The following is a 20,012-nucleotide window of genomic DNA, read 5'->3' as shown; positions in this document are numbered from 1 at the left end:
TTTTTTATATTTGTTGAATTGAAATCAAGATTTGTTATGAGAAAACTATATGCTATGGTGTGTTTGGCTCTTTTGTCAAATGCATATAAAGCACAAGAAACATTACCATACTATCAACAATATCTTTTGGATGGTGAGTTCCTGTTCAACCCTGCACAATACGGTAAAACGGACTATGTTCAGCTTAATCTTAACTACCAACAACAATTTTCAAAGTTTAGCGAATCTCCAAATGTACAATCTGTGGGGATTAACGCGAATATCTTTGATAGAGTAGGTGCTGGTATTTCTGTTTTTAGAGATAGTAATGGACCTATTTCGGCTGGGGGTATTACAGCTGGTGCTTCATATTTCATTCCTCTTAGCAGTGAAGGAGACAGAAAAGATCAATTCTCTTTCGGTACAAGTGTAAGCTTGTATAATATGAATTTTGATTATTCAAAAATTAATACTGAAGATGCTTCTGATCCTTTATTACAAGGTAGCGAAAGCAACATCTTTATGGCTTATGCTAACTTTGGGGTAGCAGCTACTTATCACAACATCTTTGCGGGTGTTTCTGTAAATGACATTGCTTTAACGAATGATGAGTCTATCGTTAACGGTCGTGAGCCTTCTCCAATCAAATTCTTCTTAAACTTAGGATATGACTGGCATTTTGCAGATAATATGTATGTAACGCCTTCTGCATTAATCAACTTGAATACCAACTCTACAAGAACTATTGATTATAACTTAATGGCAACATTCTTTAATGATATCAATGCGTTCTCTTTCGGAGTAAACTATAGATCTGTTCAGAATAGATTCGACAGTCAGCAATTAAGTATCTCTCCAGTTGTTAAAGTAAGATTTAACAAATTTATGGTGGGTGCTACTTATAACCTTGGATTGTCTGATATTCAGACGTATGGAGGGAATAGCTTCATGATTGGTCTAGGTTATAACTTTGATAACTTCATTAATCATAGAGGTTATAGATATTAATCAATTTAATTTAAATAAATTTGAGCTCTGATTTTTTCAGAGCTTTTTTTATGATTTATATTCACATTCCGTTCTGTAAACAAAAATGCAGTTATTGTAATTTTCATTTTTCAACATCTTTAAATTTTAAGGATGAAATGCTTGCTGCAATGAAGAAAGAGATCTTTTTACGAAAAGACGAACTGCAGAATAAAAATTTACAGTCCCTTTACTTTGGAGGTGGTACGCCTTCTATTCTCTCAGTTGATGAGATCAATTCTTTGATTGATGAGACTTTAAAGCATTTTAGTTTTGATAAAGACATTGAAATTACCTTAGAAGCGAATCCTGATGATTTAGATAAAAGTTTTTTAAAAGGATTGTCAAGTTCTTATATTAATCGTTTGTCGATAGGAACCCAAAGTTTCTTCGAGGAAGATTTAAAGTTGATGAATCGTGCACATAATGCTTCCGAAGCAGAAGGTTCTATTAAAAGAGCTCAGGATTTTGGCTTTGAGAACTTAAGTATTGACCTTATTTATGGTTCACCCACTTCTAATCTTGAGATTTGGAAACAAAACCTAAAGAAAACCATTGCTTTAGAAGTGCCTCATATTTCTTCTTATGCGCTGACTGTTGAGCCAAAAACAGCATTGGAAAACTGGATCTCAAAAGGAAAAGTTGCCAATCCTAAAGAAGAAGAACAGAATGAAGAGTTTTATTATCTCTCAGACTTCCTAAAAGATCATGGTTTTGATCATTATGAGGTTTCTAATTTTGCAAAACCGGGTTTTTATTCAAGGCATAATTCTTCTTATTGGAAGTATAAAGAGTATTTGGGAATTGGTCCATCCGCACATTCTTACAACGGACATGACACAAGAAGCTGGAATGTTGCCAATAATCAACAATACATTAAAAAATTAAATTCAAATATTGTCGCTAAAGAGACCGAAATTCTTTCTCTGGAAGATCAGTTTAATGAAATGATCATGATCGGGTTGAGAACAATTTGGGGAGTAGATCTTGAAAGTTTGAATCATAAATTCTCAGATAAGATTTTAGATACGTTTCAAAATGATATTAAATCTAAGGTTTCCAATGATATTTTAGTCGTTGAAAACAATCACCTTAAAATTCCTGAAAAACATTGGTTTATGGCAGATGGGATTGCTTCGGATTTGTTTATTGTTTAAATTTAATTAAATATAAAAATGCTTCGACTTCGACTCAGTATGACACTTCTAATACTAACTGTTTTTTAGCTGTTAATTTGTAGCGATGTCATGCTGATCGGAGTCGAAGCATCATCTTTCAAAGATGATATATTGTCGCACAAAATTCCTTATTTTTGTATAAAATTTCAGCTCACTTGAAAACTAAAAAAGAAAATTACTCGCATCTCTCACCTAAGCAGCCTATCGGAGTTTTTGATAGTGGAGTTGGAGGGTTAACGGTAGCTAAAGAAATAAAAAGACTTCTTCCTCATGAAGATCTGATTTACTTTGGAGATACAAAACACCTTCCGTACGGTGAGAAATCAAAAGAAGCGATCATTGAATATTCTACAAAGATCACTAATTTTTTGTTGGCACAAAACTGTAAAGCAATTGTAATTGCCTGTAATACGGCGACGGCGAATGCATTGAATGAAGTGATGGCATCTGTTGCAGGAAAAGTTCCCGTGATTGATGTAATAAATCCTGTTGCCGAAAAAGTTTCTTACGAAATTCATACGAATGTTGGAGTTATTGCTACAAAAGCGACGGTGAATTCAGGTTTATATAAAAAGAGTATTAGAAAGCATAATAAATGGATCAAGGTTGATGAACTAGCAACACCTTTATTGGTTCCTGCCATTGAGGAAGGTTTTAAAAATCATCCAATCACGCATGCTATTATCTATAATTATTTAAGCAATAGTAAATTAAAGAATATTGAAACGTTGATTTTAGGATGTACGCATTATCCTTTATTGATTGACGAAATCAAGCAATATTACGGGAATCGTGTTCGTGTGATTGATTCTCCTAATATAGTTACCAACCATTTGAAGATTATTTTAGATAAATATCATCTTTTAAATGATAGCAATTCAAAACCGAATTATCATTTTTATCTCTCAGATATCACTAAGAATTTTGAGAAGATTTCTAAGAAATTCTTCGGCAAAACAATCGATCTTGAACTGAAAGTATTATAAAAAAACAAAAGCTGCTTCACACCGAAACAGCTTTTGTTTTTAAGCCTATTTAAAATCATTAAAGATTTAACCACAAAAGAAGCAAAAGAAAGAGCATATAACTTTTTAAGCTTACCAATAAACTACAAACAAGAACACATCAGTTTTTTAAATGTTCTTGTATTGAACGGATTCGAAATATTCTTCTTTTGATAGCTTTTGTTTTAAAAATAGCTCAACTTTTAATATCCAATAATAGCTTTTGTTTCTTTTGCGGTTAAGATAAAAAGTTTAGGCAAGTTGTTCTTTATTAAAACTCTACAATTACTTTTTCGGCTTTTAATCTTGTCTTTGGGGTTACCTTGGGTTGATTGCTGTCATCTTCAGATCTTTCTCCAATCGCCACAGTAAATAAGGTTTCATATTTGTCATTTTTTAAGATGTCATCATATTTTTCTGGCTCAATTCCTTCCATTGGGGTAGAGTCTATATCCATATTGGCACAAGCGGAAAGGAGAACTCCAAGGGATAAGTACACTTGATGTCTAAGCCATGATTGGATAGCAGCTTCTCCTTTTGATTTTACAAAATTATTGTAATAATTGATAGAACCTTCCGGCAAGGTTGCTTCGATTTGCTTTTCAAAATCTTCCGAATTTTTTAATACCTGAAAAACGATTATCTGGTTGCTTTCTATAATTTTATTTTTATTAAAATAAGAAGCTTCGCCTAATTTTTCTTTGATTTCAGGATTACTCACAAAGACAAAATTCCATGGTTGGCTGTTAATGGAAGAGGGGCTTAGGTTCAATATTTCTTTCAATTGAGTTACTTGTTCTTCACTAATTGTTCCTTGAGGATTGTATTTTTTTACGGTATACCTCGTTTTCATTTTTTCTAAAAAGCTCATAATTTTATACTATCATTTTTATAGTTGCAAAATTAATTTAAGTTTGTTAGCTTTGCAATAACGGTAAAAAATGATAGTATAAATGTATACAGTAGATAACAAGCCTTATCCTTGCTGCACCAGCGTAACGATGAGATTTATAGGCGGAAAATGGAAAGCGGTAATTTTATTTTATTTAATTGATGGTGCTAAAAGATATAACGAATTGAGGAAATTAATTCCTACCATTACAGAAAGAACGCTTAGTCTTCAATTAAAACAATTGGAAGAAGATAATATCATAGACAGGAAGGTTTACACAAAAAAGCCTCCTTTAATGGTAGAATATTCATTAACTGATTTTGGAAAAACATTGCTTCCTGTCTTAACTGAAATTACAAAATGGGGGCAGGATGCGGTAGATATTTCAAAAAAAATAACCAAGAATTAAATTTCCTGGTTATCTGTTTCTACTGTATTAGGTTTGAAAAAACTGAAACTTACATTTCCGTATTTTCGGGTTTCTAAAAAGTTGGGATGATCAAATTTCATTCTGCTTTGATGCTCAACAACCAAAACACCATTTTCTTTTAGGTATTTGTTGTGTAAAACTAAAGAAATAAGTTCGTGGTATTTTTTTTCTTCCATTTCGAAAGGGGCATCAGAAAAAACGATCTCAAAAGATTTTTTGTTTCTGAATTTTTTTAACCAATCAAAAGCATCGCCTCTTTGAACGCTTACTTGTGAAGACATATCCAATTCTGAAGCTGTAGAATTAAGGAAGCTCGTATGTTTAGGATTCATTTCTACAGAAACGACATCCTTACAACCTCTTGAAGCAAATTCGAAAGTAATAGACCCTATTCCTGCGAAAAGATCCAGCACAGAAATCGACTGCATATCATAGGTATTTTCTAAAATGCTGAACAAAGCTTCTTTGGCAAAATCCGTCGTCGGTCTTACATCAAAATTCTTTGGAGCTGCTATTTTTTTGGCTTTCCATCTGCCGGATATTATTCTGTACATGTTTTTTAAGTTGAAGTTGTTTTTTATTTTTTAATAAAATTTTCCGTAAAAAGATTTTATATCAAAATAATATTTTAATGTTGTTCCGTCAGTTTTTTCGACAGTTATTACATCAAAGGGTTTACCGTTATTTTCAGATAATGATTGTGATTTTACTTTGCAATCATTACAGTTTTGTCTTATAAATGAGTATTCATTTTCTACACTTTTCGCCTTTATTACTGTTTCATAAGACAGACCATCTTTTTGATCACTTATATTGGCCGAGCCACAAGAAGTAATAACAAAACTGCATGCAGTTATTACAAAATAAAGAACTGATTTTTTCATGATAATGGTTAAAGTTTTTAGTTGAAAATAAATTATGCTATCCTAATATAAAATTCTTATTAGGAATATTATCAAATACAATTTTCAGATTCTTTACAAATTTTTGTAGTTCTGAAATAAAGGTTTCATTTTCAGTAGTTTCTCCGTAAGCGAAAAAGTTGGTTTCATTAATTCCAAAATCTATTTTGCTTAACGTAAACATTACAAAATAAAGAAAGTCTACCTCTGAATTTACATCCAGATTATTATATAAGATAATTTTTTTATTGTCAATGGCAAAAAACTCACATTGGTTATGGTAAAGATTAATGTGAATTTCTTTATTACTTTTGTTCGTGATCGAATTTAAAAACTTCTCTCCTGAAAAGTTAAAATGAACCGGAATAGCCAATTCTTTTATCTTATTATAAAAACTTTTCGGGAAAGTATAATAAAACTGAACCTTAAATTTTTTGTTCACAGAAAGCATGAGTTCTTCATTTTCCTTATCAACGGGAGCGTTGTAAGCAATGAGTTCAAAACCTGTAGTATGCTCTGAAAATCCTTCAGGCATTAAAGTAAAATGGTTCAGCGACGAGATTACATGAATTTCGTCAAATCTTTGTTTTATCAGAACATTATCCAGTTGATCAGTAATAAAATTTTCTGGAGTTTCTTCTGTAACAAAATAAGATTTTTCCTCCAAAATGCTCTTATTCTTAGCTATTTGGTAGATCAATCCGTCTTTGGTAAAAAGTAAATTAAGTACGTTCATATTACAATTGTTGCAAATTTAGTGAAATTCTACCATTACCGCACCCGATTGATGATGAAGTATTTCTTTATGATAATAATCCAGTTTGCTTTGGCTCTCCAAAACATCCATGACCATTCTCTGTAAAACGCCATCACCTATTCCGTGAACGATTTCTAATCTTTTTAAATTATTTTTTCTGCAAAAGCTGATAACTTCCAATAGCTTTTCTTTTTGAAGAAAAAGTCTCTCAAAGCTATCATAATCATTCGGATTTTTAACCAGATGATGAAAATGTAGATCCAGTACTAACTGATTTTTATGATGTTTTTTTGAAGTCACTTTCTTCGGCTCCGGCTTTCTTTCTACTTTCATATTTTCGTAGATGGAAGCATTATTCGGAACCAATTTTTCTGCTTGGTATTGATAGGTGAAGCCATATTCATCTTTAAAAACCACAATGTTTCCGTGCACAGAAGTTATCATTCCGCTTAAATCTTCATCTACCACAGAAACTTTATCACCAATCTTCATTTTTATTATTTTCAATTTTGTCACTCAGACACGAGTTGAATCTTATATTTAGATTCTTGATGCAAATTTAAAGTTATTTCGGTCCCAATTCAATAACCTCAAGATCTTTTATTTCTTCTCCTTCAATCACAAAACGCATCATTGTTCTCATTTTGTGCCAGCCTTGTTTTCCACAAGCCCCGGGATTAAGATGAAGCAGTTTGTTCTTTTCATCATACATGGCTTTCAAAATATGAGAATGCCCTGAAATAAATAATTTAGGAGCTTTTTCAGCGATTTCTTCTTTTGCTAAAGGAGTGTATTTTCCGGGATATCCTCCGATGTGAATCATTAATACTTCTAGTTCTTCACAAAAAAAACGGTTTACTTCAGGAAATTCAGATCGGATCTTTGTGTTGTCTATATTTCCGTAAACACCTTTTAAAGGTTTAATTTTTTCGAGTTCTTCAATAACTTCAAGATTTCCAAAATCTCCACAATGCCAAATTTCATCAGCCTGTTGGGCATAGTCTAAAATTCGGTCATCGATATAAGAATGAGAGTCGGAAAGGAGGAGGATTTTGGTCATTATCTAACAGTTCTTTCGGTAATGTTTTCGTCGTATTTTTCTTTGAAAATGGCAACACGCTCAGGATTTAATTCCCCATCATGAGTAAGCACTCTTTCTTTGATCAGCCATCTTATCAATTTTTCCATTCCTTTTCTGGAGTTCATGAAATTGGCAATCTTTCCAATATCAGTTGATTCTATTTTAACTTTCTCTGTCAGGAAATTAAGAATAAAATAATCATCATTTACATATTTCGGAGTTTCATTATCCATGTATTTGTAAAGCAGAATCTCTTCGTCATCTTTCATAGAAAAGAAAGAGTATTGAGCAACGTTGATTTTTTCGACTTTTAAAATCTGTTTTCCATCAAGTAAAACTTTATCGTCTTTAATGATGGCTTCCTGTGAGAAGTATAAGTGAAAACTGAGTATCAATAAAAACAATGTAAATAGCTTTTTTGCTGTCATTATATAGAGTTAGTTTTGCAAAGATAAACTTTGAAATTATTTTATAAAGTAATTTGATAGATTCTAGATTCCTCTTCCCAAGGATGATACCCCTGAGCAATGTATTGAAATCCGTATTTTTCGTATAAACCAATATGATCTGTACAAAGGTTTAGGTATTTAAAACCGCCTTCCTTGGTATCTTGTTTTGCTTTGTCTAATAGTAATGACATGTAATTGTTTCCTCTATGATTTTCCTCAATAAAAATGGCACAAACCCAAGGATACAAATCTCCTCGGCTGATGAAATCATTCGTTATTAAACCTGCACAACCTATAATTTCATGATCTTTTTCTAAAAGATACCATTGTGGTAAAAACTGTTCTGCATCAATACTGTGAGTGATACAATCTTCATACATCTTCGGATAAATATCTGGCCAGCTTTTTTGTAAATATTGTATAGCAATATCTTTATATTCTGGGTTTTGTCGTACAGAAATAATTTTCACGTTAATGTTTATTTTGTTTATAGAAAATCAAATTTACTCAATAAATGTTGAATTGATTAACTTTGAGAAAATTTAAAAATAATGAAGCATAACTTTTCTCTGTTCTTTATTCTGTTCTCTCTGATCTCTTTTGGGCAGGTTGAAGAAAAAAAACTGGACGAACTGATCCAGAATACGTTGAAAACTTTTGATGTTCCAGGAATGTCCGTCGGAATTGTAAAAGATGGAAAACTGATTTATTCAAAAGGAGTAGGCGTACGTTCTTTAACAACAAAGCAGCCTATGGATGCCAATACGTTGGTGGGAATTGCTTCCAACTCAAAAGGCTTTACCTGTACGGCATTAGCGATTTTAGCAGATGAAGGAAAATTAGACTGGAATGATAAGGTTTCAAAATATATTCCCGAATTTCAAATGTATGATCCTTATGTTTCGCAAAATGTTACCATTAAAGATTTAGTAACGCACAGAGCTGGGCTAGGCTTAGGACAGGGCGATTTAATGTTTTTCCCTGAAGGAGGTAATTTAACGGTAAATGATATTATACATAACGTAAGATATTTGCAACCTGAAAACCCTTTCAGAACTACTTTAGATTATAACAATGTAATGTTTATTGTTGCCGGAGAAGTCATTCACAGAGTTTCGGGATTAAGTTGGGCAGATTTTATCGAACAAAGAATTATGAAACCTGTTGGGATGACCTCAAGTTTCGGAAGTTATAACAGAGCAAAGGCAATAAACAATAAAATTGATGCTCACGCACCTGTAGATGGGAAATCAATCGCAGTTCCTCACGACTGGAACGAAACAGCCAACGCGGCAGGTGGAATTATGAGTAACATCGTAGATATGACCACTTGGGCAGAATTTCTGTTAAATAATTTCACGACGAAAGAAGGCAAAAAGTTGGTTTCAGATAAAAATGTTCAACAGCTTTGGAGCTTACAGATTCCTGATAGAGTAGCCGCGAAAAACCCTTATGATACCAGTTTTTATGGGTATGGAATGGGTTGGTTTTTAAGTGATGTTAAAGGGCACAAACAAGTTCAGCATACAGGCGGATTAATTGGTACAGTAACGCAGTTTACTTTAATTCCGGATCTGAAATTAGGAATTGTAGTTTTAACCAACCAACAGTCAGGGGCAGCTTTCAACACCATTACCAATACGGTTAAAGATTCTTATTTAGGCGTGGCAGACAGAAATTGGTTGAAAACGTATGGCGAGAGAATAACAAAAAATGAAGCCGTTTATGAAAAGCAAAAGAAAGAAGCTTTCGCAACATCGGAGTCATTTAAAAAAGATAAAAACCTTCAACCTAAAGCCGAACAGTTTGTAGGTAAATACGATGATGTTTGGTTTGGCGATGTAGAAATTTCTCAAAAGGGAAATACTTACACCATTGCATGTAAAAACTCTCCAAGATTAAAAGGGGAACTCCTTCCATACTCTAATAACTCTTTCATTATTAAATGGGATGACAGAAGTTACGATGCTGATGCTTATATTATTTTCAATTACGATGAAAATGGGAAAGCGGTGTCTGCAAAGCTAAAACCTATTTCCGATGTTACAGATTTCAGTTTTGATTTTGATGATCTTGATTTGAAAAGAAAATAATTGGATAACAAATTGAAATTTTAAAATATCTCTTATCAATAGAAACGGACTTTAGTCCGTTTTTTTATTTTGTGGTTTGTGAATGGCTTTATCCGAAATTTATTTCAATAAATTTAAATCCTGCTCTGCTCGGGTAAGCTCAGTATTTAGATGTTGTTTTTCAAAGAAATTTCTTAATTCAACTAATCTTTTTTGATTGTTAAATTTAATACTTGAACTCAGTTTTTGCTGGCAAAGCGAACATGCTCTTGCAAAATGAGAATCTGTTTCGGGAAGATGATTGGTCCCATTCATTACACAATTGGCATTTACACAATGGCTGATGCCAAACATATGCCCGATCTCGTGAGAACTTATTTTTATCAATCTTTCGAGGCTTTTATTAAAATTTGATTAGGTTAAATTTCCATTTGCAAATCGATACATCGAGGTTACGGCAACACCATCCTGATAAGAAGCTAATCCAAAGACATAGTTCCATTCCGGTTTGGGAAATAGATCTCTTTCTGTGATTCCCATTAACGCAACGGCATCTTTTGGTTTTCTTTTAATTAAAATACTATCCAGCACATATCCAGCTAAAATTTGCTCTTGTCCGTCTTTGAAGATTCTTCTTACAGATTTTGGAAATATATCATTGGATAAAGCAGGTAAAATTTTAGTTTCAAGCTGGAAATAAATTTTTAGATATTCTTGGGTAAGTTGAATTTCTTTCTTTTGTAAATCGCCGAATGTTCCGATGGGTTGTAAATAAATACTATTTTTTCCGGCTTCGGGTTTAATTTTTTCCATTTTTTGGAAATCCTCAAAAGTTTGGAATTTCTCATCCCGATTATATCTCCATTCGCCCGGCTTGGGCGTAGAAAGTTTTACATCATTTAATGAAATGGTAGCAAAATAGTTTTTTTCCTTCTTTTCACAGGAAAAGAGGAATATAAATGTTGATAAAAAGAAGATTTTAAAAATTGAGCTAAATTTTCCCTGGATCATAAAAGAATAATAATTTCTTATGTGCTCCATCAAACTCTGCCCAAGAATTGCAGTCAATTTCAAAACCAGCAACTCCGCAGGTTGGTAAGTGAAAGATATCTTCAGAAATAGAGTTGGCAAAATTAGAGATCCCATTATTATGTGAGAAAAAAGCTACAGAATCATGATTATCATCCAAATTGTAGATTGCAGATTCAAAATTTCTTTCCAAAGGATTGTATAATTTTTCATCCGTTATCATTGCCGATTGATACGTTTGGTTGAAAATTTCGCAGGTATTCAGGGCACGAACGGCTGGGCTCGATACCATATAATCTATCGGAATTTGATTGTTCTTTAAAAATTGTGACATATTCTTAGCGTCTTCTAATCCTTTGTCAGCCAGAGGTCTATCGAAATCCTCTGTGTCTTCAGGCCAGTCGCTTTTTGCATGTCTTACAAGAATGAGTTTCTTCATAGTTTTGTTTATTGGAAGATTAAAATTATAAAAAAAATAATGGAATAAAACATGATTTATAAAAAAAACTACGTCATGAATAAAATCATTAAAATTTACTAAATTTGCAAACCTATGGGACAAATCCTTGCAATAGACTATGGAAAGGCTCGCTGCGGTATTGCAGCGACAGATGATATGAAGATCATTGCGAGTGGTCTTGATACGGTACCAACTCAATCTTTAATGGAATTTTTGAAAAAATATTTCAATGAAAATAGAGTAGATGACATTGTTGTGGGGCTTCCCACAGATTTGAAAGGAAATATTTCCGAGGTGGAAACTGATATTCTAAAATTCATAGAAGAATTTAAAAAAGAATTTTCAGAAGTTCCCGTTCATCGTTTAGATGAAAGATTTACTTCCAAGATGGCTTCGTTTTTTATTTCTCAAAGTGGGAAAAGCAAAAAACAAAGACAGGAAAAAGGATTAATAGATAAAGTAAGTGCAACCATCATATTGCAAAATTTTTTAGAACAAAGAACAAGATGATTTTACCGATAAGAGCCTTTGGGGATCCTGTTTTGAGAAAAGTAGGCAAAGATATAGACAAGAATTATCCCGATTTACAAGAATTGATAGACAGCATGTTCGAAACCATGAACAGTGCTAACGGAATTGGTCTGGCTGCTCCGCAGATTGGTCTGGATATCCGCGTATTTATCATAGACGTTTCTCCATTAGCAGAAGATGAAGATTATGAGGATATTAAGGATGAATTGAAAGATTTCAAAAAAGTTTTCATTAACGCTAAAATTCTTGAAGAATCGGGTGAAGAATGGAAATTTAATGAAGGTTGTCTTTCTATTCCTGATGTAAGAGAGGATGTTAAGAGAAAAAGTACAATCGTTATCGAATATTATGACGAAAATTTCGTTAAGCATACGGAAACTTTTTCCGATATTAGAGCCCGCGTAATTCAACATGAATATGACCATATTGAAGGAACGCTGTTTACCGACCACTTAAGTTCTTTGAAAAAGAAACTGGTAAAAGGTAAATTAACAAAGATTTCTCAAGGTGATGTAAGCATCAGCTATAAAATGAGATTTCCGAAATAGTTTGAAGAATAAGTAAAAAATAATAAACAGCAAAAAGCCTCGTGCCGATTGCTACATTCACAAAAAATAAAGTTATGCTGTTAGAAAAAATAATTTCAATCTCTGGAAAACCAGGACTTTACAAATTAGTTTCTCAATTAAGAAACGGTTTTATTATTGAAGATGTTACTTCAAAGAAGAAAGTAAGCATTGGGAACTCTAGCCAAGTAAGTTTGCTAGACAATATCGCGATGTTTACGTTTGATAAAGAAGTTCCTTTGTTTGAAGTATTTGAAAATATTGCTAAAAACCAAGATTATAAGGAAACTATTTCTCATAAATCTAGTGATGATGAGTTGAAAGAATTCATGGGTACATCTCTTCCTAATTACGATACAGAAAGAGTATATGCTTCTGATATCAAGAAATTGGCTCAATGGTACAATATTTTACATAAAGCGGGATACATTACTCCTGAAAGTTTTGTAAAAGCTGAACCTGAAACTTTAGATCCTACAACAGGAGAAGTAACTTTAACAGATAAAGAAGCTCCTAAAAAAGCAGCTCCAAAGGCTGATAAGCCTGCTGCTCCAAAAGCAAAAGCTTCATCTGGTGCAAAAGCAGCTACAAAAAGTACACACAGAAAGATGGGATAATTCATCCCTCTGAATGTTAAAAATAAAAGCCTTGTTGAGATTTCCTTGACAAGGCTTTTTATATTTTAAAATGTTCTTTTGTCTTGAAACAAAAGAACGAAAAATTCAAGACTTGGAAACTTCCACTAAAAATGAAGTCTATTCTCTAAAAATTCTAAAACTTGCGCGAATTCAATATTTGTTATTCAATTATAAATTTGTCTCGCGCTTCAAACAGTAGAATTTTCTTAACGTTCATAGAATTCATTTTCTTAACGTTACAGTTTCCTATGTCGAGAAATATGAAAATTACTCTTAAATTTGTAATACTTTGAATTTTCAAACTATGAATACCAAACAAGAAAAACTAGAAGCTTTCGGAAGATTATTAGATATCATGGATGACCTGCGAGAAAAATGTCCGTGGGATCAGAAACAAACGTTGGAAACACTTCGTCATTTGACCCTTGAAGAAACATACGAGCTTTCTGATGCCATTTTGCAGGGTGATCTTCAGGAGATCAAAAAGGAATTGGGTGATGTGTTGCTTCATCTTGTTTTCTATTCAAAAATAGGTTCTGAAAAAGAAAGTTTTGACATCGCTGATGTCATCAATTCTTTAAATAAAAAATTGATCTTCCGCCATCCTCATATTTATGGAGATGTAGAAGTAAAAGATGAGGAAGAAGTAAAACAGAATTGGGAAAAATTAAAGTTAAAAGAAGGCAACAAATCTATTTTGGGTGGTGTTCCGAAAAGTCTTCCGAGTATGGTGAAAGCGTATCGAATTCAGGATAAGGTAAAAGGTATTGGCTTTGAATTTCATGATGCTGAAGACGCATGGAAAAAAGTAGATGAAGAATTAGCCGAATTTCATGCAGAAACGGATATTGATAAAAAAGAACTGGAATTGGGAGATGTATTTTTCTCATTAATTAACTATGCGAGAATTTCAGGAATTAATCCGGATTCTGCTTTGGAAAGAACCAATTTAAAGTTTATTTCAAGATTTCAAAAAATGGAAAATATTGCTTTAGAAAAAAATCTAAAGTTGGAAGATCTGTCTTTGGAAGAAATGGACGTGCTTTGGGAGGAAGCTAAAAAATTAAATAAAAACTGATGAAAATGTATATATTTTGTGCTATAACTTCATTGCTTTTTTTAGGGTGTAATCCTAAAAATCAAACTGAGCAACCCAAAGAAGATACGTTGAAAGTAGAATTTTCTTTGCATAAAAAACTAAAAGAAGTTTCAGGGATTACCTTGTCTCCAGATAAAAAAACAATTTGGGTGATAGAAGATAAAGGAAATAAGAATGTCGTTTATGGGCTAAATACACAAGGAGATTTGGTAGCTGATGTTCTTGTTGAAAATGCAGAGAATGATGATTGGGAAGATATTATAAAAGATACCCAAGGAAATATCTATATCGGAAATTTTGGAAATAATGATAATGACAGGCAAAATCTTTCAATCTTGAAATTAGATTTAAAAGATGCTTCTCAGAAAACAACAAAAGCGATCCAGACTACAAAATTCCATTATGAAGGGCAGACGGAATTTCCTCCGAAAAAATCAAATTTATTATATGACTGTGAAGCTTTCGTAGAAATGAAAGGAAATTTTTATCTCTTTACAAAAAACAGGAGTAAGGGTTTTGACGGGACTTTCTTAGTTTTTAAGGTTCCTAATAAAGAAGGAGATTTTGAAGCAAAATTGATTGGCAGATTAAAGCTAGATGGCAAATATGCTGATGCGGCGATTACTTCTGCAACGATTAACAGCACACAAGATAAAATTGTATTGTTAAACCATAAAAATATTCGGGTACTTTCAGGATTTACGGCAGATAATTTTAATTCAGCTAAAATTCAAAAAATACCTTTAGATCATAATTCTCAAAAAGAATCGGTTGTTTTTCTTGATGATAAGACATTGCTGATTGCTGATGAAAAAGATAAGAAAACAGGAGGGAACGTCTATAGATTCTCCTTTTAAATTAAGAACTTGTTTGAATTTTTTATTTTAACCACAAGAGAAACAAAAGATTAACACTTTAGTATTTCAAGTTAATTATTAAACTGCTAATAAGAGCACATAAGTTTTTGAAAATCTTTGCATATTGAGCGGAGTCGAAATATTATTCTTTTGAGTGGCTTTTGCTTTCTAATAAATAAACAATGGTTAGATATACAGATAGCTTTTGCCCCTTTTGTGGTTTAATTATTTACTTAGTTTAAACAAGCTTTAAATATAAAATCCTCGCAAAGATAATTTGCGAGGATTGGATATATACTTCTTATGAAGCTGAATAATTATGGTGTAAGATAAGAGATGTGAATATTACCGCTAGATAATCTGAAGCTTTGGGTATAACGACAGCGTATTCTAAAGGTTTCTCCAGCATTAAAAAAAGAGATAGAAGATAAATTGTGATTAATTCCGAGTGTTCTTTCTCCATGGCCTGTTGAGATAGCCGCCAATGATAGGGTAGAAGGTGAAACTTTTTGGATGTAAGAGTTGGCCGTTCCTGCAGTATATCCATTCCCATTTAAACTTAGATCATAGGTTATATATGGTACAATATTATAAAACCCAGGCTTTACAACGGTAAATATTCCGTTACTGGAATTGTAGGTGAGATAGCCTGTATCAATTTTATTACTCACATTATAGATATAGGTTTGTGAATAACTTTCATGAGTGCTTACAGGATTGGTTCCAGTACCTGTATAGCTTCCGCTGCTAGGACTTATATCTGTTTTGTTACCAACGAAAATTACCTTTAAAAAGTTCTCAGATTCTATATTTCTCCAGAGGGGAGTATTTCCTGCTCCGTTGGACATTAGAAACTCTCCTTTGTTTCCGGAGTTTCCTTTCGTTTTAGCATCACCTCCTACATTCAGATCTTTTACAACTTGTAACGTCCCATTAACATGTAATGTATTTTGTGGAGTTGGTGTTTGTACACCCACTTGCGCATGGTAGATTATGGATACAGCGAATAATGCCATACAAAATAGCTTTTTTTTCATCAAATATGTTTTTTATTTTAACTTCCTGGCTGCAAATGTAATTTTTTTTATATAATCTGTATTTTTAATTAATTTTAAACATATTAAGCTATGGTTGTGTATTATATGTATTGTTGATATTATATGTTTACTTTGCTGGTTATATTTATTTTATGCACTCTAATTCATGAAATAAAAGTGGAAAAATTTATTTTTTTTTAATGTAAAAAGTTTTTATTGAGGATTATTTAAATAGAAAAAGCTTCACGAAAACATTTTCATGAAGCTTTTTAGTTGTATTTAGGATAAATTATTTTTTAAAACGTCATTCCCACACCTCCTGAAATTCTACCACCATCAGATCCGTAGAAATAGTTTAGCCTTGCGGAGAACATTTCTACTATACTCATCCAGAAACCAACGCCGGCAGATTGATGCCATTTGTTAGAATTTTCTTTGTCATTCCAAACCCTTCCGATGTCATAACCAATTAATACTCCGATGTTAGCAGGAACGATATTATTTCTCACCCTACCAAAGTCCCAACGGATTTCTGAGTTATTGGTAAAATAGGATCTTCCTGAGAATCTATCATTTCTAAATGCTCTCATTCCATTATTTCCACCGATGCTTGCCGCTTGGTAAAATTCGAAATTGTTGTTATTAATCAACATTGCATTACTAGAGTTGGCTAAAACAAAGTTTCCTCTTTTATCAAGTCTGTGATCAATGGTTAAGGTTCCTTTGAAGGTTAAAAAGTTTTTATCAAAATTTGAAATATTACTTTTCCAATCGGCGCTCAAAATGAATTCCATTCCTAACGTTGGGAATGCATTATTATCTAAATTCTTAAAACTAAAAGTATAGTTTAATCCTGTAAATTGTTGACTGTTAAAAACCTCTGGTCTTACGTCTGGAGACTGATCTACAAAACGGTTACCATTTCTTTGTACCTTAATATCTTCAAAAGTAAGCTGGAATTTATTTTCCAGATTCATCCAACTTTTCTGTGAAATAGAGGGCGCAAAAAAGAATTTTGAGATTCTTGCTCTATTGTATTCTCTTTCTACATTTTCTTTATCATACACACTCTCGTTAGACAAACCAAAAAAGTTTTCTGAAAAACGTGGAGTAGAATAAGAAGCATCTAAATTTAAATCCCATCCGGAGATTGCTTTCTTGAAAATTCCTTTATAAGCAAGATTAAATCCTGCTGTTGCAGTATAGAAATTGGCTTTTAAACTATGTTTTTGGGTGTAAGGATCACGGATGAAATTATTGACGGTATAATTGGCTAAGAAACCAATGATTACGCCATCATCAGGGTTAAAATCGGCATTGGGATAACCTGCTGCAAAATTATATTTCGGATGTTTATAATTGTAGGTATTGATATCATAATCGTCAGAAATATGTTTCGTTCCGGAGCCGTTGTAGGTGTTTTTTTGAGATTTAAAATCATAAATTTTCACCTTGCTCCCATTTTCCACATTATAGACATCGTGGTTATAACCTCCTATCAGTCTAATATTTATTTTGGGTCTTCCAGTTCCTGAAACTTCATAAATGTCGTCATCTTCCAACCCATAGATCCAAAGTTCTTTTGTCTTAGCATCATCATAGTTTTTCTCAAATACCAACTCGGAAGATTCGTCTTTTTTGCCTATTTTATATTGTTTTACATTAACAGAATGTCCATTTTTTGTAATCACAAATTTATCAGGATTAACGGTTCCTGCTAATGGAACTTTCTCCTGTAAGACGTCGTAATATCTCGTTGCGTAATCTTGTAGTTTTGTTCTTCTAGATTTTAATTTTCGTTGAATGTCTGCAATCGTTTCATCTTTTACCTCTTTGGGTAGATTATCAAAAGCTTCATCAATATCTTTATCTGTTAAATGTTCCTGAATGTATTTAGCCTGTGCAATCCAGTCTGTTTCGGTAGAACCCTTTAAGAAAATTAGGTCTAATGGATAAGGTTCCATATTGATCCATTTTACATTCTTAATGTCATCTTTAAACGTTTTCATGTGACGGATAGCAGGAACATTCATAATAAATTTAAATGCAACACCATCATATTTACTGAATGCCTGATCTCTGTCTCTCGGGATGGGTTTATAGACTACCTTGTCTCCATCTTTATATTCCGCCCATTTCCATTGGTCAGAATGTCTGTCCCAATCGCCAATTAACATATCAAAAATTCTTGCTCTGATGTAAGATTCTTGGTCTACAGAATATTTATAGTTTTTGGTGAAATTTTTTAACACATCATCTGTTGAGAGAATATCCCTTGCATTATCCAGTGATTGTAATGTTTTGGGATCTGAAGAAAAACGTTCTTCAATCATGTACATTTCATCACCATAATGGAGATTATATTCTCTCAACGCTTGTTGTTTAGGAATGTAGAACAATCTCGGATTGCTGTGGAAAATGTTAAGCTTGTCAGCCATATTTCCTACTGAAAACGGAGTGAAAGGATGATTGGTTGTGTAAAAATCTAATAAGAATTTATCAGGAAAAGTATTGTTTAATTCATTTCCGAAAGTACTTTTTTTGAAGGCCATATTATTCAGAAAACGAACGGCACTTTTTTTAACTCCTCTCATTACAAACTCCTGTCCGTCTTTTGCTCTCAGTCGCAAACTGTTCGATTGGTTTCCACCCCCTTCTCTGAAAGGTTTATATCCACCATCCAATTCGGAAAGATTAGCCGTTGGAGCTTCAATAGACATTCCGTAGTATTTCCTGTAATGCTCGCCCCAAAGCCATGTATAAAATCTTCTTTTCTCTGTTAATTTTTTAGGATAAACAGTAGAGGATATTGTTTTGGGAAAAGAATTAGGATAATTATTAACAAACGTATCAGGTGTTGAAATTACTGAAACATGCGCCAGGTTTTTAAGTTTATTATCTTTAGTTGAAAAGAATTCAACATCTGAACTTTGATCTTTTCTGATATTTAAAATAGCGAAACCATTTCCTCCGTAAGAAAAATCGGTTTGTTCAGCAATGGTGGAAGGGTCAGTTTTAGATCCTGCACCGCTGATGATTTGTCTGATGTTTCTTTCTTCGTGATATTGCAAGTTATGGTCGTGCCCCGAAACAAAAATAATATTGTTTTTATCCTGAACAATACTTTTTAATCTGTTGGCTAAATCTGCATAATGACTATTGTTGATATCCTCCATACTTGCTCCGGAAGAACTTCTTACAATGTTAATAATGCTTGCTATACCTGGAGCCGGAATTTTACTTTTTAAAGGATAAAGATGAGACTTTGCAGAATTATATCCTGCATGTGTTCCGCTGCTGATGATAGGGTGGTGTAGTGCAACGATGATTCTTTTGTCCTGATTTTTATTAATTAAATCTTTAAATTCATCAAAAAAATCTTCACGGGTTTTGATACTGCAGTTTTTATTGATTCCAGGATATTTGTCCCAATTGATTAAGGCCCATTCCGAATCAATGATAATAAGCTTAATATCTTTTGTAAGGCTTATATCATCAATAGGACACGCATTTTTTGGTAAAAAAGACTTTTTATCGTTCAGGTATTTCTTGATAAAAGCTTCCTGAGCTTTTAATCCGTCCAAGCCATGATACCAATCGTGATTGCCGGGGATAACGACTGTTTTTCCTTTGAAATTTTTTGTAATATTAAGTTGGTTTTCCAGCTTTTGCTTTGCCAAAGGATATTCTTTGTCTGATTCTTTTGGCATTCCTGATGGATAGATGTTGTCTCCGAGGAAGAGTAGCATCGAATTCTCATCAGCAGAGTCAAGCTTGCTCTTAAGAAGATGTAAGGTTTGTTGTGCCTGAATTTCATCTGCATTTCCGGCATCACCAACTAAGAATATTTTAAAGTCGTTTTGAGATTTGATATCAGAATTTTTAACTTCAAATAAGTTTTTACCTTTTTTTACGTTATAGGTTGCGCAGGAATATACGAGTCCGGCGAACAATAATATTCTAAAGAGAATTGAAATTTTTTTTAGATGAGTTTTAAAGGATAAATTCATAAATTTACATTAACA

The 20,012-nt window shown here is 32.8% G+C and carries 23 protein-coding genes; 10 read left to right on the top strand and 13 right to left on the bottom strand.

Annotation, left to right across the window (positions count from 1 at the left end):
• Positions 1-36 precede the first annotated feature (36 nt).
• The 3 genes from BUB80_RS12420 to murI all read left to right on the top strand — a co-directional run bounded on the left by BUB80_RS12420 (position 37) and on the right by murI (position 3,169).
• Entirely contained in the window at positions 37-987 is a 951-nt protein-coding gene (locus tag BUB80_RS12420) for a PorP/SprF family type IX secretion system membrane protein (RefSeq protein ID WP_073293270.1), read from the top strand.
• A 50-nt stretch (positions 988-1,037) separates the two neighbouring features.
• Positions 1,038-2,162 carry a radical SAM family heme chaperone HemW gene (gene hemW / locus BUB80_RS12415; protein ID WP_073293268.1) on the top strand — a complete coding sequence of 375 codons (1,125 nt, stop codon included), beginning with the start codon at positions 1,038-1,040 and terminating at the stop codon, positions 2,160-2,162.
• Positions 2,163-2,338: 176 nt separating this feature from the next.
• Positions 2,339-3,169, top strand: a complete 831-nt coding sequence (gene murI / locus BUB80_RS12410) for a glutamate racemase (protein ID WP_073293266.1) — start codon at positions 2,339-2,341, stop codon at positions 3,167-3,169.
• A 289-nt stretch (positions 3,170-3,458) separates the two neighbouring features.
• Here the strand turns inward: murI and BUB80_RS12405 are convergent, their stop codons facing one another.
• A complete protein-coding gene (locus BUB80_RS12405) occupies positions 3,459-4,058 on the bottom strand; it encodes a nitroreductase family protein (protein WP_073293264.1) in 600 nt (199 codons plus the stop codon).
• Between the two features lie 82 nt (positions 4,059-4,140).
• Between BUB80_RS12405 and BUB80_RS12400 the strand changes: the two genes are divergently transcribed.
• The gene (locus BUB80_RS12400) at positions 4,141-4,488 is read left to right on the top strand and encodes a winged helix-turn-helix transcriptional regulator (RefSeq protein ID WP_073293262.1); all 348 of its coding nucleotides are present in this window, start codon (positions 4,141-4,143) and stop codon (positions 4,486-4,488) included.
• Here BUB80_RS12400 and rsmD read toward each other — a convergent pair.
• The 7 genes from rsmD to BUB80_RS12365 form a co-directional block, all read right to left on the bottom strand.
• Positions 4,485-5,063, bottom strand: a complete 579-nt coding sequence (rsmD, locus tag BUB80_RS12395; protein WP_073293260.1) for a 16S rRNA (guanine(966)-N(2))-methyltransferase RsmD — start codon at positions 5,061-5,063, stop codon at positions 4,485-4,487. The genes BUB80_RS12400 and rsmD overlap by 4 nt on opposite strands.
• A 30-nt stretch (positions 5,064-5,093) precedes the next feature.
• Positions 5,094-5,393 (bottom strand): hypothetical protein, encoded by a 300-nt coding sequence (locus tag BUB80_RS12390; RefSeq protein ID WP_073293258.1) that lies wholly within the window; start codon positions 5,391-5,393, stop codon positions 5,094-5,096.
• Between the two features lie 37 nt (positions 5,394-5,430).
• Positions 5,431-6,147 carry a DUF3822 family protein gene (locus BUB80_RS12385; protein ID WP_073293256.1) on the bottom strand — a complete coding sequence of 239 codons (717 nt, stop codon included), beginning with the start codon at positions 6,145-6,147 and terminating at the stop codon, positions 5,431-5,433.
• An 18-nt stretch (positions 6,148-6,165) separates the two neighbouring features.
• Positions 6,166-6,660, bottom strand: coding sequence for a Smr/MutS family protein (locus tag BUB80_RS12380; protein ID WP_073293254.1), 495 nt, complete (start codon positions 6,658-6,660; stop codon positions 6,166-6,168).
• A 73-nt stretch (positions 6,661-6,733) separates the two neighbouring features.
• Entirely contained in the window at positions 6,734-7,228 is a 495-nt protein-coding gene (locus BUB80_RS12375; RefSeq protein WP_073293252.1) for a metallophosphoesterase family protein, read from the bottom strand.
• A complete protein-coding gene (locus BUB80_RS12370; RefSeq protein ID WP_073293250.1) occupies positions 7,228-7,677 on the bottom strand; it encodes a hypothetical protein in 450 nt (149 codons plus the stop codon). The genes BUB80_RS12375 and BUB80_RS12370 overlap by 1 nt, the downstream gene beginning before the upstream one ends.
• 41 nt (positions 7,678-7,718) lie before the next feature.
• Positions 7,719-8,168 carry a GNAT family N-acetyltransferase gene (locus tag BUB80_RS12365; RefSeq protein ID WP_073293248.1) on the bottom strand — a complete coding sequence of 150 codons (450 nt, stop codon included), beginning with the start codon at positions 8,166-8,168 and terminating at the stop codon, positions 7,719-7,721.
• Between the two features lie 81 nt (positions 8,169-8,249).
• Here BUB80_RS12365 and BUB80_RS12360 point away from each other — a divergent pair, with 81 nt between their 5' ends.
• Positions 8,250-9,791, top strand: coding sequence for a serine hydrolase (locus BUB80_RS12360; protein WP_073293246.1), 1,542 nt, complete (start codon positions 8,250-8,252; stop codon positions 9,789-9,791).
• 99 nt (positions 9,792-9,890) lie between these two features.
• Here BUB80_RS12360 and BUB80_RS23840 read toward each other — a convergent pair whose 3' ends face one another.
• From BUB80_RS23840 to BUB80_RS12350, 3 genes are all read right to left on the bottom strand, one after another.
• Complete coding sequence (locus BUB80_RS23840; protein WP_228433796.1) at positions 9,891-10,157, bottom strand: zinc metalloprotease; 267 nt, start codon at positions 10,155-10,157, stop codon at positions 9,891-9,893.
• A 27-nt stretch (positions 10,158-10,184) separates the two neighbouring features.
• Positions 10,185-10,583: an archaemetzincin gene (locus tag BUB80_RS23835; protein WP_228433794.1), complete on the bottom strand. Its 399-nt coding sequence runs from the start codon at positions 10,581-10,583 to the stop codon at positions 10,185-10,187.
• Between the two features lie 178 nt (positions 10,584-10,761).
• Positions 10,762-11,238 (bottom strand): SixA phosphatase family protein, encoded by a 477-nt coding sequence (locus BUB80_RS12350; RefSeq protein WP_073293244.1) that lies wholly within the window; start codon positions 11,236-11,238, stop codon positions 10,762-10,764.
• Between the two features lie 114 nt (positions 11,239-11,352).
• On the opposite strand from BUB80_RS12350, the gene ruvX reads away from it, so the two are divergent.
• The 5 genes from ruvX to BUB80_RS12325 all read left to right on the top strand — a co-directional run bounded on the left by ruvX (position 11,353) and on the right by BUB80_RS12325 (position 14,950).
• Positions 11,353-11,769, top strand: a complete 417-nt coding sequence (gene ruvX / locus BUB80_RS12345) for a Holliday junction resolvase RuvX (protein ID WP_073293242.1) — start codon at positions 11,353-11,355, stop codon at positions 11,767-11,769.
• The gene (gene def / locus BUB80_RS12340) at positions 11,766-12,338 is read left to right on the top strand and encodes a peptide deformylase (RefSeq protein ID WP_073293240.1); all 573 of its coding nucleotides are present in this window, start codon (positions 11,766-11,768) and stop codon (positions 12,336-12,338) included. The genes ruvX and def overlap by 4 nt, the downstream gene beginning before the upstream one ends.
• Positions 12,339-12,412: 74 nt before the next feature.
• Positions 12,413-12,973: a DUF5606 family protein gene (locus tag BUB80_RS12335; RefSeq protein WP_073293238.1), complete on the top strand. Its 561-nt coding sequence runs from the start codon at positions 12,413-12,415 to the stop codon at positions 12,971-12,973.
• Between the two features lie 325 nt (positions 12,974-13,298).
• Complete coding sequence (gene mazG / locus BUB80_RS12330; RefSeq protein ID WP_073293236.1) at positions 13,299-14,072, top strand: nucleoside triphosphate pyrophosphohydrolase; 774 nt, start codon at positions 13,299-13,301, stop codon at positions 14,070-14,072.
• Positions 14,073-14,077: 5 nt separating this feature from the next.
• Positions 14,078-14,950 carry an SdiA-regulated/phytase-like domain-containing protein gene (locus tag BUB80_RS12325; RefSeq protein WP_083547152.1) on the top strand — a complete coding sequence of 291 codons (873 nt, stop codon included), beginning with the start codon at positions 14,078-14,080 and terminating at the stop codon, positions 14,948-14,950.
• Positions 14,951-15,267: 317 nt separating this feature from the next.
• Here the strand turns inward: BUB80_RS12325 and BUB80_RS12320 are convergent, their stop codons facing one another.
• Together BUB80_RS12320 and BUB80_RS12315 are read right to left on the bottom strand one after the other, a co-directional pair.
• The gene (locus BUB80_RS12320) at positions 15,268-15,987 is read right to left on the bottom strand and encodes a hypothetical protein (protein ID WP_073293232.1); all 720 of its coding nucleotides are present in this window, start codon (positions 15,985-15,987) and stop codon (positions 15,268-15,270) included.
• A gap of 296 nt (positions 15,988-16,283) precedes the next feature.
• The gene (locus tag BUB80_RS12315) at positions 16,284-19,997 is read right to left on the bottom strand and encodes a metallophosphoesterase (RefSeq protein ID WP_073293230.1); all 3,714 of its coding nucleotides are present in this window, start codon (positions 19,995-19,997) and stop codon (positions 16,284-16,286) included.
• Between the last annotated feature and the right edge of the window lie 15 nt (positions 19,998-20,012).

The sequence above is a fragment of the Chryseobacterium polytrichastri genome (genome assembly GCF_900142445.1).
GTDB lineage: Bacteria > Bacteroidota > Bacteroidia > Flavobacteriales > Weeksellaceae > Chryseobacterium > Chryseobacterium polytrichastri.
The sequence above is the reverse complement of the archived record's forward strand: the minus strand, read 5'-3'. Positions and strand labels throughout refer to the sequence as shown.

Excerpts from the sequence above, each read along its gene's own strand:
- rsmD (WP_073293260.1), bottom strand. The coding sequence starts at position 5,063 with ATGTACAGAATAATATCCGGCAGATGGAAAGCCAAAAAAATAGCAGCT.
- BUB80_RS12375 (WP_073293252.1), bottom strand. The coding sequence starts at position 7,228 with ATGACCAAAATCCTCCTCCTTTCCGACTCTCATTCTTATATCGATGAC.
- BUB80_RS12390 (WP_073293258.1), bottom strand. The coding sequence starts at position 5,393 with ATGAAAAAATCAGTTCTTTATTTTGTAATAACTGCATGCAGTTTTGTT.
- hemW (WP_073293268.1), top strand. The coding sequence starts at position 1,038 with ATGATTTATATTCACATTCCGTTCTGTAAACAAAAATGCAGTTATTGT.
- BUB80_RS12380 (WP_073293254.1), bottom strand. The coding sequence starts at position 6,660 with ATGAAGATTGGTGATAAAGTTTCTGTGGTAGATGAAGATTTAAGCGGA.
- BUB80_RS12315 (WP_073293230.1), bottom strand. The coding sequence starts at position 19,997 with ATGAATTTATCCTTTAAAACTCATCTAAAAAAAATTTCAATTCTCTTT.
- BUB80_RS12325 (WP_083547152.1), top strand. The coding sequence starts at position 14,078 with ATGTATATATTTTGTGCTATAACTTCATTGCTTTTTTTAGGGTGTAAT.
- BUB80_RS12360 (WP_073293246.1), top strand. The coding sequence starts at position 8,250 with ATGAAGCATAACTTTTCTCTGTTCTTTATTCTGTTCTCTCTGATCTCT.
- BUB80_RS12320 (WP_073293232.1), bottom strand. The coding sequence starts at position 15,987 with ATGAAAAAAAAGCTATTTTGTATGGCATTATTCGCTGTATCCATAATC.
- BUB80_RS12370 (WP_073293250.1), bottom strand. The coding sequence starts at position 7,677 with ATGACAGCAAAAAAGCTATTTACATTGTTTTTATTGATACTCAGTTTT.
- BUB80_RS12400 (WP_073293262.1), top strand. The coding sequence starts at position 4,141 with ATGTATACAGTAGATAACAAGCCTTATCCTTGCTGCACCAGCGTAACG.
- mazG (WP_073293236.1), top strand. The coding sequence starts at position 13,299 with ATGAATACCAAACAAGAAAAACTAGAAGCTTTCGGAAGATTATTAGAT.
- BUB80_RS12350 (WP_073293244.1), bottom strand. The coding sequence starts at position 11,238 with ATGAAGAAACTCATTCTTGTAAGACATGCAAAAAGCGACTGGCCTGAA.
- BUB80_RS23835 (WP_228433794.1), bottom strand. The coding sequence starts at position 10,583 with ATGGAAAAAATTAAACCCGAAGCCGGAAAAAATAGTATTTATTTACAA.
- ruvX (WP_073293242.1), top strand. The coding sequence starts at position 11,353 with ATGGGACAAATCCTTGCAATAGACTATGGAAAGGCTCGCTGCGGTATT.
- BUB80_RS12385 (WP_073293256.1), bottom strand. The coding sequence starts at position 6,147 with ATGAACGTACTTAATTTACTTTTTACCAAAGACGGATTGATCTACCAA.
- BUB80_RS12420 (WP_073293270.1), top strand. The coding sequence starts at position 37 with ATGAGAAAACTATATGCTATGGTGTGTTTGGCTCTTTTGTCAAATGCA.
- BUB80_RS12335 (WP_073293238.1), top strand. The coding sequence starts at position 12,413 with ATGCTGTTAGAAAAAATAATTTCAATCTCTGGAAAACCAGGACTTTAC.
- def (WP_073293240.1), top strand. The coding sequence starts at position 11,766 with ATGATTTTACCGATAAGAGCCTTTGGGGATCCTGTTTTGAGAAAAGTA.
- BUB80_RS12405 (WP_073293264.1), bottom strand. The coding sequence starts at position 4,058 with ATGAGCTTTTTAGAAAAAATGAAAACGAGGTATACCGTAAAAAAATAC.